Annotated in this window: 15 protein-coding genes; 6 read left to right on the plus strand and 9 right to left on the minus strand. The window is 66.9% G+C overall.

Annotation, left to right across the window (positions count from 1 at the left end):
- Window positions 1-49: 49 nt before the first annotated feature.
- The 4 genes from ACW4E8_RS12870 (at window position 50) to ACW4E8_RS12885 (ending at window position 2,318) form a co-directional block, all read left to right on the plus strand.
- Window positions 50-427, plus strand: a complete 378-nt coding sequence (locus ACW4E8_RS12870) for a CidA/LrgA family protein (RefSeq protein WP_456804866.1) — start codon at window positions 50-52, stop codon at window positions 425-427.
- Entirely contained in the window at window positions 424-1,149 is a 726-nt protein-coding gene (locus ACW4E8_RS12875; RefSeq protein WP_078197799.1) for an LrgB family protein, read from the plus strand. The genes ACW4E8_RS12870 and ACW4E8_RS12875 overlap by 4 nt, the downstream gene beginning before the upstream one ends.
- A gap of 85 nt (window positions 1,150-1,234) precedes the next feature.
- Window positions 1,235-1,606 (plus strand): VOC family protein, encoded by a 372-nt coding sequence (locus ACW4E8_RS12880; RefSeq protein ID WP_456804867.1) that lies wholly within the window; start codon window positions 1,235-1,237, stop codon window positions 1,604-1,606.
- A 22-nt stretch (window positions 1,607-1,628) separates the two neighbouring features.
- The gene (locus tag ACW4E8_RS12885) at window positions 1,629-2,318 is read left to right on the plus strand and encodes a helix-turn-helix transcriptional regulator (protein WP_456804868.1); all 690 of its coding nucleotides are present in this window, start codon (window positions 1,629-1,631) and stop codon (window positions 2,316-2,318) included.
- Window positions 2,319-2,320: 2 nt separating this feature from the next.
- Here ACW4E8_RS12885 and ACW4E8_RS12890 read toward each other — a convergent pair whose 3' ends face one another.
- Genes ACW4E8_RS12890 through ACW4E8_RS12900 form a run of 3 tightly spaced genes read right to left on the minus strand, consistent with a single transcriptional unit; the run spans window position 2,321 to window position 5,081 of the window.
- A complete protein-coding gene (locus tag ACW4E8_RS12890; protein ID WP_456804869.1) occupies window positions 2,321-2,815 on the minus strand; it encodes a glutathione peroxidase in 495 nt (164 codons plus the stop codon).
- A 56-nt stretch (window positions 2,816-2,871) separates the two neighbouring features.
- Complete coding sequence (locus tag ACW4E8_RS12895) at window positions 2,872-4,011, minus strand: PilT/PilU family type 4a pilus ATPase (RefSeq protein WP_456804870.1); 1,140 nt, start codon at window positions 4,009-4,011, stop codon at window positions 2,872-2,874.
- A gap of 26 nt (window positions 4,012-4,037) precedes the next feature.
- Complete coding sequence (locus ACW4E8_RS12900) at window positions 4,038-5,081, minus strand: type IV pilus twitching motility protein PilT (RefSeq protein WP_456804871.1); 1,044 nt, start codon at window positions 5,079-5,081, stop codon at window positions 4,038-4,040.
- A 64-nt stretch (window positions 5,082-5,145) separates the two neighbouring features.
- Between ACW4E8_RS12900 and ACW4E8_RS12905 the strand changes: the two genes are divergently transcribed.
- Both ACW4E8_RS12905 and proC read left to right on the plus strand, forming a co-directional pair.
- Window positions 5,146-5,841, plus strand: coding sequence for a YggS family pyridoxal phosphate-dependent enzyme (locus ACW4E8_RS12905; protein ID WP_456804872.1), 696 nt, complete (start codon window positions 5,146-5,148; stop codon window positions 5,839-5,841).
- A gap of 46 nt (window positions 5,842-5,887) precedes the next feature.
- Window positions 5,888-6,724, plus strand: coding sequence for a pyrroline-5-carboxylate reductase (gene proC, locus ACW4E8_RS12910; protein WP_456804873.1), 837 nt, complete (start codon window positions 5,888-5,890; stop codon window positions 6,722-6,724).
- A gap of 506 nt (window positions 6,725-7,230) precedes the next feature.
- Here proC and ubiA read toward each other — a convergent pair.
- The 6 genes from ubiA to recG all read right to left on the minus strand — a co-directional run bounded on the left by ubiA (window position 7,231) and on the right by recG (window position 14,153).
- The gene (gene ubiA / locus ACW4E8_RS12915) at window positions 7,231-8,088 is read right to left on the minus strand and encodes a 4-hydroxybenzoate octaprenyltransferase (RefSeq protein WP_041228121.1); all 858 of its coding nucleotides are present in this window, start codon (window positions 8,086-8,088) and stop codon (window positions 7,231-7,233) included.
- A gap of 141 nt (window positions 8,089-8,229) precedes the next feature.
- Window positions 8,230-8,715, minus strand: a complete 486-nt coding sequence (locus ACW4E8_RS12920) for a Dps family protein (protein ID WP_041228123.1) — start codon at window positions 8,713-8,715, stop codon at window positions 8,230-8,232.
- A 92-nt stretch (window positions 8,716-8,807) separates the two neighbouring features.
- On the minus strand, window positions 8,808-9,005 hold the full coding sequence (locus ACW4E8_RS12925) for a hypothetical protein (RefSeq protein WP_013957937.1): 198 nt from the start codon (window positions 9,003-9,005) through the stop codon (window positions 8,808-8,810).
- A 50-nt stretch (window positions 9,006-9,055) separates the two neighbouring features.
- Window positions 9,056-10,498, minus strand: a complete 1,443-nt coding sequence (locus ACW4E8_RS12930; RefSeq protein ID WP_456804874.1) for a catalase — start codon at window positions 10,496-10,498, stop codon at window positions 9,056-9,058.
- A 402-nt stretch (window positions 10,499-10,900) separates the two neighbouring features.
- A complete protein-coding gene (locus tag ACW4E8_RS12935) occupies window positions 10,901-11,851 on the minus strand; it encodes a LysR substrate-binding domain-containing protein (protein ID WP_456804875.1) in 951 nt (316 codons plus the stop codon).
- Between the two features lie 112 nt (window positions 11,852-11,963).
- Window positions 11,964-14,153, minus strand: a complete 2,190-nt coding sequence (gene recG / locus ACW4E8_RS12940) for an ATP-dependent DNA helicase RecG (RefSeq protein ID WP_456804876.1) — start codon at window positions 14,151-14,153, stop codon at window positions 11,964-11,966.
- Window positions 14,154-14,234 lie beyond the last annotated feature (81 nt).

A 14,234-nucleotide genomic window follows, 5' to 3' on the forward strand; every position in this document is an offset into this window, starting at 1 on the left:
ATCCCTTCCGGACGCGCGCCGCGCACCTGCGACCAAACGCCACGCCCCCATGCTCCAAAGCTTTGCAATCCTGTTGGTTTTCCAGTCCGTCGGCGAGGTGATCAGCTACGCGCTGACCCTGCCCGTGCCCGGCCCCGTGCTCGGCATGATCCTGCTGTTCGGCTGGCTCGCCTTCGACGACCGCCTGCTGCCCATCATCCAGGGCACCACCACTGAGCTGCTCAAGCACCTGTCGCTGCTGTTCGTGCCGGCCGGCGTCGGCATCATGGTCCATGCCAACCGCATCGAGGGCGAATGGATGCCGATCCTGGTGGCGCTGTTGGTGTCCACGTGGCTGGCCATCGCCACCACCGCCGTGGTCACGCGCATGCTGATGCGCAAGCGCGCCGATGTCCCGCCCGCCGATGCGAAAGGAGAGCAGGCATGATGACGCCCCGCCTCAACGAGATCTGGGTCTACCTGGCCGCGAGCCCGCTGGTCGGGCTGACCGCTACGCTACTGGCCTACGTGTTCGCCTTCCGCATCTATGAGCGTTCGCGCTTCTCGCCGCTGGCCAATCCGGTGATGATCGCGGTGGCGCTGCTGGTCACGGTGCTGACCGTCACCGGCACGCCCTACAAGACCTACTTCGACGGCGCGCAGTTCGTGCACTTCCTGCTGGGGCCGGCCACGGTGGCGCTGGCGGTGCCGCTGTACCTGCAGCTGCCCAAGCTGCGCACCCATGTGTTCCCGCTGCTGGCGGGGCTGGTGGCGGGCTCGGTGGTGGCGGTGGTGTCGGCGGTGGGCATTGCCTGGCTGCTGGGCGCATCGCCCGAGACCGTGCGCTCGCTCGCGCCCAAGTCGGTGACGATCCCGATCGCCATGGGCGTGGCCGAGAAGATCGGCGGGCTGCCGTCGCTGACGGCGGTGCTGGTGATGGCCACCGGCATCATCGGCGCGGTCAGCGCCACCAGCGTGCTGAACCTGCTGCGCATCCGCGACTACACCGTGCGCGGCTTCGCCACCGGCGTGGCGGCGCACGGCATCGGCACCGCGCGGGCCTTCCAGGTCAACCAGGAAGCCGGCGCCTTTGCCGCGCTGGGCATGGGCCTGAACGGCGTGCTGACGGCGATCATGGTGCCGGTGATGGCGGCGTGGATGCCACACTGACACGCTCCTGACAGGACGCTGTCAGCAGCCCCCGCGCATGATGCGAACTCCTCACTCCCCTTCACCTGGAACCAAGGAGTCTGTCATGAGCAACCGTCTGATCAACTGGCTGGAAATCCCCGTCGTCGACATGAACCGCGCGGTCGGCTTCTACGAGGAGGTGTTCAATATCCAGCTGCGCCGCGAGACCATGAGCCAGGTCGATATGGCCGTGTTCCCGCACCCCGACCCGGGCGGCGCGCTGGTGGCCGGCGAGGGCTACCGCCCCAGCAACTACTACGGCGCGGTGCCATACCTGCATGCGCCGGAACTGGATGTGCTGCTGGAGCGCGCCGCGCGCGCCGGCGGCAAGACCGTGTTCGGGCCGCTGCGCCTGCCGGGCGAGATCGGCCGCATCGCCCATATCACCGACAGCGAAGGCAACCGCATCGGGCTGCACGAGCCCGTGGCCGCTTGACCCCGATGGCAAGCCACCCCCGATGAGCCGCCGCGCCGACCGCCTGTTCCAGATCGTGCAGGTGCTGCGCGGCCGCCGCCTGACCACGGCGGCGCTGCTGGCGCAGCGGCTCGGGGTGTCGGAACGCACCGTCTACCGTGATATCCAGGCGCTGTCGCTGTCAGGCGTGCCGGTCGAGGGCGAGGCCGGCATCGGCTACCGGCTACGCGCCGACTTCGATGTCCCGCCGCTGATGTTCACCGCCATGGAAGTGGAAGCGCTGGTCGCCGGCCTGCGCCTGCTGAAAGCCTGGGGCGGCGGCGCGCTGGCCGCCGCGGCCGATCCCGCGCTTGAAAAACTGATGGCCGCGCTGCCGCCGCCGCGCCGGCTGGCGGCGCAGCAAAGCCGCGTGTTCGCACCGGAATACGTCAACCAGGCGCATGTGCGCGAGGCCTTCGACGTGGTGCATGGCGCGCTGGGCGAGCAGAAATTGCTGCTGCTCGACTACTGCGACGTGCAGCAGCGCATCACCGAACGCGTGGTGATGCCGCTGGGCCTGTTCTTCTGGGGCAATGCCTGGCTGCTGGCGGCGTGGTGCACCACGCGCTCGGACTACCGCAGCTTCCGGCTGGACCGCTGCCGTGCCATCCGCATGCTGGACGACCACTTCCACGAAACGCCCGACCGCTCGCTCAATGGTTTCCTGCGCGCGGTGCGCGCCAGCGGCACCTAGGCTCAGGCAGCCGGGTCGGACAGCAGCTTCTCGATATCGGCGCGCAGCTCGTCGGGCTTGGTGGTCGGCGCATAGCGCTTGAACACCGTGCCGTCGCGGCGCAGCAGGAACTTGGTGAAGTTCCACTTGATGCCCTGGGTACCGAGCACGCCACGCTTCTCCGTGGTCAGCCACTGGTACAGCGGATGGGCGTCGGCGCCGTTCACGTCGATCTTGGCGAACATCGGGAAGCGCACCGCAAAGCGCGTTTCGCAGAACTGGCCGATCTGCTGCGCATCGCCCGGTTCCTGCTTGCCGAACTGGTTGCACGGGAAGCCCAGCACCGCCAGGCCGCGCCCGTGGTATTCGTCGTAGAGCTTCTGCAGGCCCTCGTACTGCGGCGTGAACCCGCATTCACTGGCGGTGTTGACGACCAGCATCACCTTGCCCTGGAACTGCGACAGCGGTACCGGCTGGCCGGCCAGCGAGTTGGCTTCGAACTGGTAGACATTGGTCATGGCAGACTCCTTGTGCGTGGCCCAAGCATACCGCCATGCGCACTGGCGTGCACGAATCAGATGACGTTGAGATGCTCGGTGCCGGCACCCAGGTCGGTGTCCTTGGCGCTCGCGCTGTGCAGCTTGATCATCAGGCGCAGGTCGTTGAGCGAGTCGGCGTTGCGCAGCGCGTCCTCGTAGGTGATCTTGCCTTCCTCGTACAGGTCGAACAGCGCCTGGTCAAACGAGACCATGCCCTGCTCGCGCGACTTCTTGATGACTTCCTTGAGCTCGTGGATCTCGCCCTTGAAGATCAGGTCGGCCACCAGCGGCGTGCCGATCATGATCTCCACCGCCGGCACCCGCCCCTTGCGGCCCGCGCGCGGCAGCAGGCGCTGCGAGATCATCGCCTTCAGGTTCAGCGACAGGTCGATCAGCAGCTGCTGGCGCTTTTCCTCGGGGAAGAAGTTGACCACGCGGTCGATCGCCTGGTTGGCGTTGTTGGCGTGCAGCGTGGCCAGGCACAGGTGGCCAGTCTCGGCGTACTGCATCGCGTACTCCATGGTCTCGCGGTCGCGGATTTCGCCGATCAGGATCACGTCGGGCGCCTGGCGCAGCGTGTTCTTCAGCGCCACGTGCCAGGACTCGGTATCGATGCCGACCTCACGCTGCGTGACGATGCAGTTCTGGTGCGCATGCACGTACTCGATCGGATCCTCGATGGTAATGATATGGCCGTACGAATGCGCGTTGCGGTGGTCGAGCATTGCCGCCAGCGTGGTCGACTTGCCCGAGCCGGTGGCGCCGGTCACGATCACCAGCCCGCGCTTGCCCATCACCACCTCATGCAGCGTCGCCGGCAGGTCCAGGTCGGCCACCGAGGGGATGCGCGTATTGATGGTGCGCACCACCATGCCGGCCTTGCCCTGCTGGATAAAGGCCGACACGCGGAAGCGCCCGGCCTTGGGCGCGGTGATCGCAAAATTGCATTCGCGGCTGGTGTCGAAGTCCTGCACCTGGCGCTCGTTCATCACCGAGCGCACCAGGCCCAGCGCCTGGGTCGGGTTCAGCGGCTGCTGCGACACCGGCTTGATCTTGCCGTCGACCTTGATCGCAGGCGGGAAGTCAGAGGTAATGAACAGGTCCGAGCCGCGGTTGCTGACCATCAGCTCCAGCAGGTCGTTGATGTACTTGGCGGCGGATTCGCGATCGAGCATGGCGGTGTCCTGCAAGGGAGCGGGCCTCAGCCCATGAACGCGTCGGGGTTCTTCGCGATGGCGCGCGCGTCGTTGTAGCTGATGACGCTGCGCTTGATCAGGTCAGACAGGCACTGGTCCAGCGTCTGCATGCCCAGCCCGCTGCTGGTCTGCATCATCGAGTACATCTGCGCGATCTTGTTCTCGCGGATCAGGTGGCGGATCGCGGGCGTGGCGATCATGATCTCGTGCGCGGCGGTGCGGCCATTGCCGTCGCGGGTCTTGAGCAGCGTCTGCGAGATCACCGCCTCCAGCGATTCCGACAGCATGGTGCGCACCATGTCCTTCTCTTCGGGCGGGAACACATCGACCACGCGGTCGATGGTCTTGGCCGCGGAACTGGTGTGCAGCGTGCCGAAGACCAGGTGGCCGGTCTCGGCCGCGGTCAGCGCCAGGCGGATGGTTTCCAGGTCGCGCAACTCACCCACCAGGACCACGTCGGGGTCTTCACGCAGTGCCGAGCGCAGCGCGTTGGCAAACGAATGCGTATGCGGCCCCAGCTCGCGCTGGTTGATCAGGCTCTTCTTGGAGCTGTGCACGAATTCGATCGGGTCCTCAACCGTGAGGATGTGGCCCATGTCGTTGTCGTTGCGATGGTCGACCATCGCCGCCAGCGTGGTGGACTTGCCCGAGCCGGTCGGGCCCGTCACCAGCACCAGCCCGCGCGGCTTCATGCACAGGTCGGCAAACACCGCGGGCGCGCGCAGCTCTTCGAGCGAGAGCACCTTGGAGGGAATGGTACGGAACACCGCGGCGGCGCCGCGCTGGGTGTTATAGGCATTGACCCGGAAGCGGGACAGGCCGGCGATCTCGAACGAGAAATCGATTTCGAGGCGTTCTTCGTAGGCCTTGCGCTGGGTGTCGCTCATGATGTCGTACACCATGGCGTGGACATCCTTGTGCGTCATCGAGGCGACGTTGATCCGGCGCATGTCGCCGTGGATCCGCACCATCGGCGGCATGTCCGCGGAGAGATGAAGATCAGACGCCTTGTTCTTGACAGCGAAAGCCAATAGCTGCGCGATGTCCATCTATAATGACCCCACCCTGAGTTATCAGTACTTTGCGTACTTTCTTTTGTATGTTCGCCGGATTATGTCTGTAATTGCCGCCAACTTGCAAGCCGTTCACCAGCGCATCGCGGCGGCCGCACAACAAGCCGGCAGACAGCCCGCGGACATCGCCCTGCTGGCCGTTTCCAAGACCGTTCCCCCCGACCGCATAAGGGCCGCATACGCCGCCGGACAGTTTGCCTTCGGCGAAAACTACGTCCAGGAAGGCGTCGACAAGATCGCCGCGCTGGCCGACCTGCGCCACCGCCTGCAATGGCATTTCATCGGCCCGCTGCAAAGCAACAAGACCCGCCTGGTGGCGGAGCATTTCGACTGGGCGCACGCCGTCGACCGGCTCAGGATCGCCGAGCGGCTGTCGGCCCAGCGCCCGGCCGGCATGGCGGCGCTGCAGGTCTGCATCCAGGTCAATATCAGCGGCGAAGCCAGCAAGAGCGGCGTCGCCCCGGCAGAGGTACCCGCCCTGGCACATGCCGTCGCCGCGCTGCCCGGCCTGCGCCTGCGCGGGCTGATGGCGATCCCCGAGCCCGAGGACGAACCCGCCGCGCAGCGCCGCCCGTTCGCGGCCATGCGCGCCATGCTGCAGGCGCTGCGCGCCGACGGCCTGCATCTCGACACGCTGTCGATGGGCATGTCTGGCGACATGGAAGCCGCCATCGCCGAGGGCGCCAACCTGGTGCGGATCGGCACCGCCATCTTCGGAGCGCGCCAGTACCGGTAGCCCGGCGCGCCCAGTCCATTCCCTTCAAAGCCCCCAACGGATCCCCATGCTCGATACCCTTACCTTTGGCTTTCTCGGCGGCGGCAATATGGCCACCGCACTGATCGGCGGCCTGATCGCCCGCGGCGTGCCGGCCGGCTCGATCCGCGTGGTCGACCCCTTCCCCGAGGCCCAGCAACGCCTGGCGCGCGACCTCGGCGTGCATGCCGCGGGGGCGCCGGATGCCGCCTTCGGCGCCAGCGACGTGCTGGTGCTGGCGGTCAAGCCGCAGCAGTTCCGCGACGCCGCGGCGCAGTTGCTGCCGATCCTGCCGGCCAGCGGCAAGGGCAACCTGGTGATCAGCGTGGCCGCCGGCATCCGGCTGCAGGACATGCAGCGCTGGCTGGACGGGCGCACCCGGCTGGTGCGGGCAATGCCGAATACGCCGGCGCTGGCTGGCATGGGCATGACGGGGCTGGCCGCGCCGGCCGGGCTGTCGGCCGAAGACCGCGCGATTGCCAGCGCCGTGGCCGGGGCCGTCGGCAAGTGCGTGTGGGTGGATGGGGATGACCAGATCGATGCGGTCACCGCCATTTCCGGCAGTGGGCCGGCCTATGTCTTCTACTTTATCGAGGCGATGGAACGCGCTGCCACGGAGCTGGGCCTGACGGCGGAGCAAGGCCGCGAACTGGCAGTGGAGACCTTCCGTGGCGCTGCTACCCTGGCCGGGCAGTCTTCCGAGCCGGTGTCGACGCTGCGTGAGCGCGTGACGTCCAAGGGCGGCACCACCTATGCGGCGCTGACGGCGATGGAGGCTTCGGGTATCAGTGATTCCTTCGTGCGCGCCATGCATGCGGCTGCCGCACGCGGCAAGGAGATGGGGACGGAGTTCGGGAAGGATTGAGGGTGTGGTTTCGGGGCGCTGTGCTTGCGGCGGGCATCTGGCGATGAGTTGCCGGCCCCGGTTTCGCCCCTAAAGGGGCGACCTACTTTTGTCCAAGCGACAAAAGTAGGCAAAAACGCGTCGCCTATGCGGCTGGCAATCAATTGCACGGCGTTGGTAGTTCACACGGTGGTGCTTGCCGTTCTGGCGTGGTTGCCCGTTCGACCCTGCTACGCCATGTGAGTCAGGGACAGTGCCTCCGTTAACCCACTATTGAACGATCCCCATGCAGGGTGTAGGCCGCCTGCTGCAAACGGCATCGCGGGGACGCCTACGGCTGCTACGCAGGCTCAATATGCGTTGACGGTCATTGGGCGCTTGCCAGCTCCCACGACATCTCACGGCCCGAGAGCGGGGCGCGTTCATTCCAGCTTTCTGTCGCTCGGACAGAAAGTGACTCGCCGGCTACGCCGGCGAAACAGCCACGCCCGCCAAGGACGACAACAACTCAAACCACCCGGCAAGCATCACCGAATCGCATAAGCCACCGCCGTCCCCGCAAACACACAGGCCCCCAGCCAGTTGTTATGCCGGAACGCCGCAAAACACCGCATCCGGTCCCGATCGCGAATCAGCGTGTAGTGATACCCGGCGCAACCCGCAGCCGCCACCAGCCCCACCCAGTAAGGCCACCCCAGCCCCAGCAGCACCCCCGCCCACGCCATCAGCGCCAGGAAAGCAGCGTAGCAGAGCATGATCGCCGCCACGTCGAAGCGGCCAAAGGTAATGGCTGAAGTCTTCATGCCGATCAGGAGGTCGTCGTCACGATCGACCATCGCATACGCCGTGTCATACGCCACCGCCCAGAACACATTGGCCAGCAGCATCATCCACGCCACCGGCGGCACCTGGTCCTGGATCGCGGCAAACGCCATCGGGATACCAAAGCCAAACGCGATGCCAAGATAAGCCTGCGGAATCGCAAAGAAGCGCTTGAAGAACGGGTAAGTGCCCGCCACCACCGCCGCCACCACCGCCAGCCATTTGGTCAGCGCATTGAGCGGCAGCACCAGCGCAAAGGCCACCAGCGCCAGCACGGCGGCCACGGCCAGCGCTTCCCATGCGGCGATCTTGCCCGCGGTCAGCGGCCGCTCCCTGGTGCGCTTGACGTGCTTGTCGAAGTCGCGGTCGGCCCAGTCATTGATGGCGCAGCCAGCCGAGCGCATCAGGAAGGTGCCCGCCACGAAGATCCAGAACAGCCCCCATGCCGGCGGCCCGCCCGCAGCCATCCACATGGCCCACAGCGTCGGCCACAGCAGCAGCAGCGTGCCGATCGGCTTGTCGATGCGCACCAGGCGCGCGTAGAGGGAAAGGCGTTCAAGCATGGGCGTGGGCGGCAACGGCGAGAGGGTCTGCACAGCGCGGATCCGGGAAGGAGGATTCAATGAAAACGCGCCGCAGCCCGGACGGTTGCGACGCGCAGTGCCGGCCGCCGCAGAAGGGCAGCCGGAGGTGGCCAGCAGGCCTCAGGCCAGCATCGCGCGCAGCATCCACGCGGTCTTTTCATGCGTCTGCATGCGCTGGGTCAGCAGGTCGGCCGACGGCTCGTCGCCGGCGGCGTCGATTACCGGGAAGAGCGAGCGCGCGGTGCGCACCACGGCTTCCTGGCCTTCGACCAGCTTGCGGATCATGTCGGTGGCCTCGGGCACGCCCTCTTCCTCCGCGATCGATGACAGGCGGGCGTATTCCTTGTAGGTGCCCGGTGCCGGGTAGCCCAGCGCGCGGATACGCTCGGCGATCGAGTCCACGGCGAGCGCCAGCTCGGTGTACTGGGTCTCGAACATCAGATGCAGCGTATTGAACATGGGACCCGTCACGTTCCAGTGGAAGTTATGGGTCTTGAGGTAGAGGGTGTAGGTGTCTGCCAGCAGCTTGGACAGGCCTTCCGCGATCTTCTTGCGGTCCTTGTCGGAAATACCGATATTCACGCTCATCTCATTCTTCTTTGCCATGGTAGGTACGCTCCGTTCTGGTAAAGCCACGAGGGGCGCCGCCGGGCTTGCCATGTTTTGGGGCCGGGCGGCGCAGTACCCACATTATTGCATTAGCCGGCAATCCCGGCCAAACCCCGGGCCACTTCGCTGAACATCACGGCCGCGCCGAGCACGATCACGGCGGCGCCGATTTCCTTGCGCCACAGCTTGTGGCGCAGCCGCGCGGCATCGGCGCGCCCGGGCTGGTCGTGCCCGTCGTGCCACAGCTGCCGCCACTCGTCGATAAACAACCGGATCATTGCCATCATCGTTCTCCGCGGCGCGGCAGCCCGCCAGGGGCGCCGCGCCAGGCTGCCGCTTACTTCAGGTTGAGCGCACGCTTCACGCCCTCGCCGTAGGCCGGGTCGGCCTTGGTGAAGTGCTCCAGCTGCACGCGCACGATCGCCTCAGGCACGCCCTGCATGGCCGCCGCGATATTGGCGAACAGGCGCTGGCGCTGGCCTTGGTCGAACAGGCGGAACAGCGCGCCGGGCTGACTGTAGTAGTCCGGGTCGACGCGGTGGTCCCAGTGGTCGGCGGCGCCATCCAGTGCCAGCGGCGGCTCGATTGCGCGCTCGCTGGCGGCGTAGGCGCTTTCGCGGTTGGGCTCGTAGTTGAGCTTGCCGCCCTGGTTGCCGTCCACGCGCATCGCGCCGTCACGGTGGAAGCTGTTGTGGAACGGGCATTTCGGCGCATTCACCGGGATCTGGTTGTGGTTGATCCCCAGGCGGTAGCGCTGCGTGTCGCCGTACGAGAACAGCCGCCCCTGCAGCATCTTGTCGGGCGAGAAGCCGATGCCCGGCACGATATTGGCCGGATTCATCGCCACCTGCTCGACCTCGGCAAAGTAGTTGTCCGGGTTGCGGTTGAGCTCGAGCACGCCCACGTCGATCAGCGGGTAGTCCTTGTACGGCCAGACCTTGGTCAGGTCGAACGGATTGATGTGGTACTTGGCCGCATCGGCCTCCGGCATGATCTGCACGCGCAGGTTCCAGCGCGGGAAATTGCCTGTCTCGATGTTCTCGAACAGGTCGCGCTGCGCGCTCTCGCGGTCGTTGGCGACCACCTTGGCCGCGTCCTCATTGGTCCAGTTGGCAATGCCCTGCTGCGACTTGAAGTGGAATTTGACCCAGAAGCGCTCGCTGTTGGCGTTGATAAACGAGTATGTGTGCGAGCCGAAGCCGTGGATCTGGCGGTAGTTCTGCGGCAGGCCGCGGTCGCTCATCAGGATGGTGACCTGGTGCAGCGATTCCGGATGGCGCGACCAGAAGTCCCATACCGCGATCGGGTCGCGCAGGTTGCTGCGCGGATTCCGCTTCTGCGTGTGGATAAAGTCTGGGAACTTGAGCGGATCGCGCACGAAGAACACCGGGGTGTTGTTGCCGACCACGTCCCAGTTGCCTTCGTCGGTGTAGAACTTGATCGAGAAGCCGCGCACGTCGCGCTCGGCATCGGCCGCGCCGCGCTCGCCGGCCACGGTCGAGAAACGGATGAACAGCGGCGTCTCCTTGCCGACCTGGGCAAAGACCGAGGCCTTGGTGTACCTGGTGATGTCGTGGGTGATCTTGAGCGTGCCATAGGCGCCGGAGCCCTTGGCATGCACGCGCCGCTCGGGGATGACCTCGCGGTCGAAGTGGGCCAGCTTTTCGAGGAACCAGACGTCCTGCAGCAGCATCGGGCCGCGCGGGCCAGCCGTCTGCGAGTTCTGGTTGTCGGCGACGGGTGCGCCGGCGGCAGTGGTAAGGGTGTCCTTCTTGCTCATCTTTTCCTCTTTGTGGGTAGGCTGAAAGGGATCGCCGCGTCAGAGCGCGGCGGCATAGCAGGCAAGGCAATCGAGCAGGCAGCGCCCCATGCGGAGGGGGAACGGGCGCTCGTTGGTTGTTGTCGGAGAGAACTGGGCGCTGGTGCTCATCATCGGATCCTGTCTCAGGTCGATGCAATCTGCACCGACAGGAGTCAGGCTACCAACGATCTATCGAATTGAGAATTCAATTATTTATACCTATGTATTAGGTCAAATCTATCCGGGATTTCTGCAACTTATCGCAGCGGAAAGTGACCGCCCGAAGACAGGTTGCCCCGTTGCGGGGCCAGAAATGACAACGGCCGCAGCGGAATCTCCGGTGCGGCCGAGGGAATTGCCGGTACTGCGGGGGTAAGACAATCAGGCCGCTTCGGCCAGCTCCTTGGCGTCCAGCTTGCGCACGCCGGCCAGCTCGCACGCGGCCACGGCGTTGGCCAGCGCTTCCATGGCCGGCAGGCGGGTGAAGCTCTTGCGCCAGGCCAGCACCACGCGCCGGTCGGGCACCGGATCGGCAAACGGCACATAGGACAGCATGTCGCCCTTGGCCTTCATGTCAGGCACCGAGGTGCGCGGCAGCACGGTGATGCCGACCCCGCTGGCGACCATATGGCGGATGGTCTCCAGCGACGAACCCTCGAAGGTTTTCTGGATGCCGTCGGCCGCCTGCGAGAAGCGCGACAGCTCGGGGCACACACCCAGCACATGGTCGCGGAAGCAGTGGCCGCTGCCGAGCAGCAGCATGGTTTGCCGCTTGAGTTCATCCGGGTCGATCGCGCGCGCCTGCGCCAGTTCGTGGCCGCGCGGCACGGCGACGACGAAGGGCTCGTCATAGAGCGGGCGCACCGTCAGGCCGGAATCGGCGAACGGCTCGGCCATCACCGCGCAGTCGATCTCACCTTGCTTGAGCAGCTCGATCAGCTTGTGGGTGTAGTTCTCCTGCAGCATCAGCGGCATCTGCGGCACGGTCTCGATCATCTGCTTGACCAGCGACGGCAGCAGGTACGGGCCGATGGTGTAGATCACGCCCACGCGCAGCGGGCCCGCCAACGGGTCCTTGCCCTGCTTGGCGATCTCGCGGATGGCCATGGTCTGTTCAAGCACGCGCTGGGCCTGCGCCACGATCTGCTCGCCGACCGACGTCACCGACACCTCGGAGGTGCCGCGCTCGAAAATCTGCACGTTGAGTTCGTCTTCCAGCTTCTTGATCGCGACCGACAGCGTCGGCTGCGACACAAAGCAGGCTTCGGCGGCCCGGCCGAAATGGCGCTCGCGCGCCACGGCGACGATGTACTTGAGTTCGGTGAGCGTCATGACTTATCAATTTGCGGTAGGCGATAGATTTTACCTTCGATTGCCGCTTCTGTCAGAGCGCCAACGCATTGTGTCGACGCATGCGAAGCATCGCGCACCTGCACAGCGCCGTTCAGGCTTTCAGGTAGTGCTCGCGCCCGCCCAGCCAGCGCGAAAGGTGTGCTTCGACCGCTTCCGGATAGCGCGCCAGCATCAGCTCGGCCGCCTCCTGCGCGTAGTCGACCAGCCATGCGTCGGTCTGCAGGTCGGCAAAGCGCAACATGGCTTCCCCCGACTGGCGCGCGCCGAGGAATTCACCTGGGCCGCGGATTTCGAGGTCGCGCCGGGCGATCTCGAAGCCGTCGGTGGTCTCGCGCATGGTCGCCAGGCGCTCGCGCGCGGTGGGCGACAGCGGCGCCTGGTACATCAGCAGGCAGACCGATTCGGCGCTGCCCCGCCCCACCCGCCCGCGCAGCTGGTGCAGCTGCGCCAGGCCGAAGCGCTCGGCGTGCTCGATCACCATCAGCGAGGCATTGGGCACGTCCACGCCCACTTCGATCACGGTGGTGGCCACCAGCACCTGCATGCGGTTGGCGCTGAAGTCTTCCATCACGGCGGCCTTCTCGGCCGGCGGCAGGCGCCCGTGCACCAGGCCCACGCGCAGGTCCGGCAGCGCGGCCACCAGCGTTTCATAGGTTTCCACCGCGGTCTGCAGCTGCAGCGCCTCGCTTTCCTCGATCAGCGGGCAGACCCAGTAGACCTGCCGGCCTTCGGCGGCGGCATGGTGCACGCGTGCGATCACCTCGTCGCGGCGCGCATCATTGACCAGCCGCGTGACGATGGGGGTGCGCCCGGGCGGAAGCTCGTCGATCACCGAGACGTCGAGGTCGGCGTAATACGTCATGGCGAGCGTGCGCGGGATCGGCGTGGCCGACATCATCAGCTGGTGCGGTACGGTCTCGGCCGCGGTTGCGGCTGAATCGGGGGCATCGGCGGCACCGGCCTTGCCGCGCAGCGCCAGCCGCTGCGCCACGCCGAAGCGGTGCTGCTCGTCGACCACCGACAGCCCCAGCTTCGCAAAGCGCACGGTGTCCTGGATCAGCGCGTGGGTGCCGATCACCAGTTGCGCCTCGCCCGATTCCACGCGCGCCGCGGCCTCGCGCTTCTCGCGTGCCTTCTGGCTGCCGGCCAGCCACGCCACCGGCACGCCCAGCGGCTCCAGCCATGCGGACAGCTTGCGGTAGTGCTGCTCGGCCAGGATTTCGGTGGGCGCCATCAGCGCGGCCTGGTAGCCGGCATCGATCGCCTGGCAGGCCGCCAGCGCGGCGACGATGGTCTTGCCGCTGCCCACGTCGCCCTGCAGCAGCCGGTGCATCGGGTGCGGGCGCGTCATGTCGGCGGCGATTTCTTCCACCACGCGCTGCTGCGCCCCGGTCAGCCGGAACGGCAACGCGGCCAGGAAGCGCGTCAGCAGGCCGCCCTCGCGGCGCGGCATGGTCGGCGCGGTCTTTTCGCGCCGCGCCGCGTGCGCGCGCCGCAGCGAGATCTGCTGCGCCAGCAGTTCGTCGAACTTGATGCGCTGCCAGGCCGGGTGCGAGCGGTCGGCCAGCGCGGCCTCGCTCTCCTGCGGCGGGGGCGCGTGCAGCAGCCGCAGGCAGTCGGCCAGCGGGCGCAGGTGCAGGCGTGCCAGCGGCCCCTCCAGCACCGCCTGCGGCAGCGTCTCGGGCATGGGCGTGCGCGACAGCGTGCCGCCGATGGCCTTGCGCAGATAGGCCTGCGGGATGCCGGCGGTGGACGGATACACCGGCGTCAGGCGGTCGGGCAGCGCTTCGCCGGGCACCACCGGGCGCACCGTCGGGTGGACCATCTCGGCGCCGAAGAAGCCGCCGCGCACCTCGCCGCGCACGCGCAGGCGCACGCCTTCGGCCATCTGCTTGGTCTGGCTGCCGTAGAAGTTCAGGAAGCGCAGCGTCAGCTCGCCACTGTCGTCGGCAATCTTGACCACCAGCTGGCGGCGCGGCCGGAACGTGACTTCGTTGGAGATGACCTCGCCTTCCACCTGCGCCGGCAGCCCGAGCCCGGCGCGGTGGATGGCCTCGGCAATCGGCGCGAGCGTGGTCTCGTCCTCATAGCGCATCGGCAGGTGCAGCACCAGGTCGACGGGACGGCGCAGGCCGAGCTTGGCCAGGCGCGCGGCCGCAGAAGACGTGCCGGAGGCGGCGGCCTTGCCCTTGGCTTCGCCGGCCTTGCCGCGCGCGGGCGCCGCCGTTTCCTTGGCGGCGTCGGCGGGGTCGTGGATCGGTTCAGCGGCGGTTCCGGGCATCGGCGAAAAAGTTGGCAGCGGTCGCTCTCGTGCTGCGGGGTTGGCTGGCGCGGCGCCGGCGAATAGCCGGTATCACGCCCG

It is taken from the genome of Cupriavidus sp. CP313 (assembly GCF_054072015.1).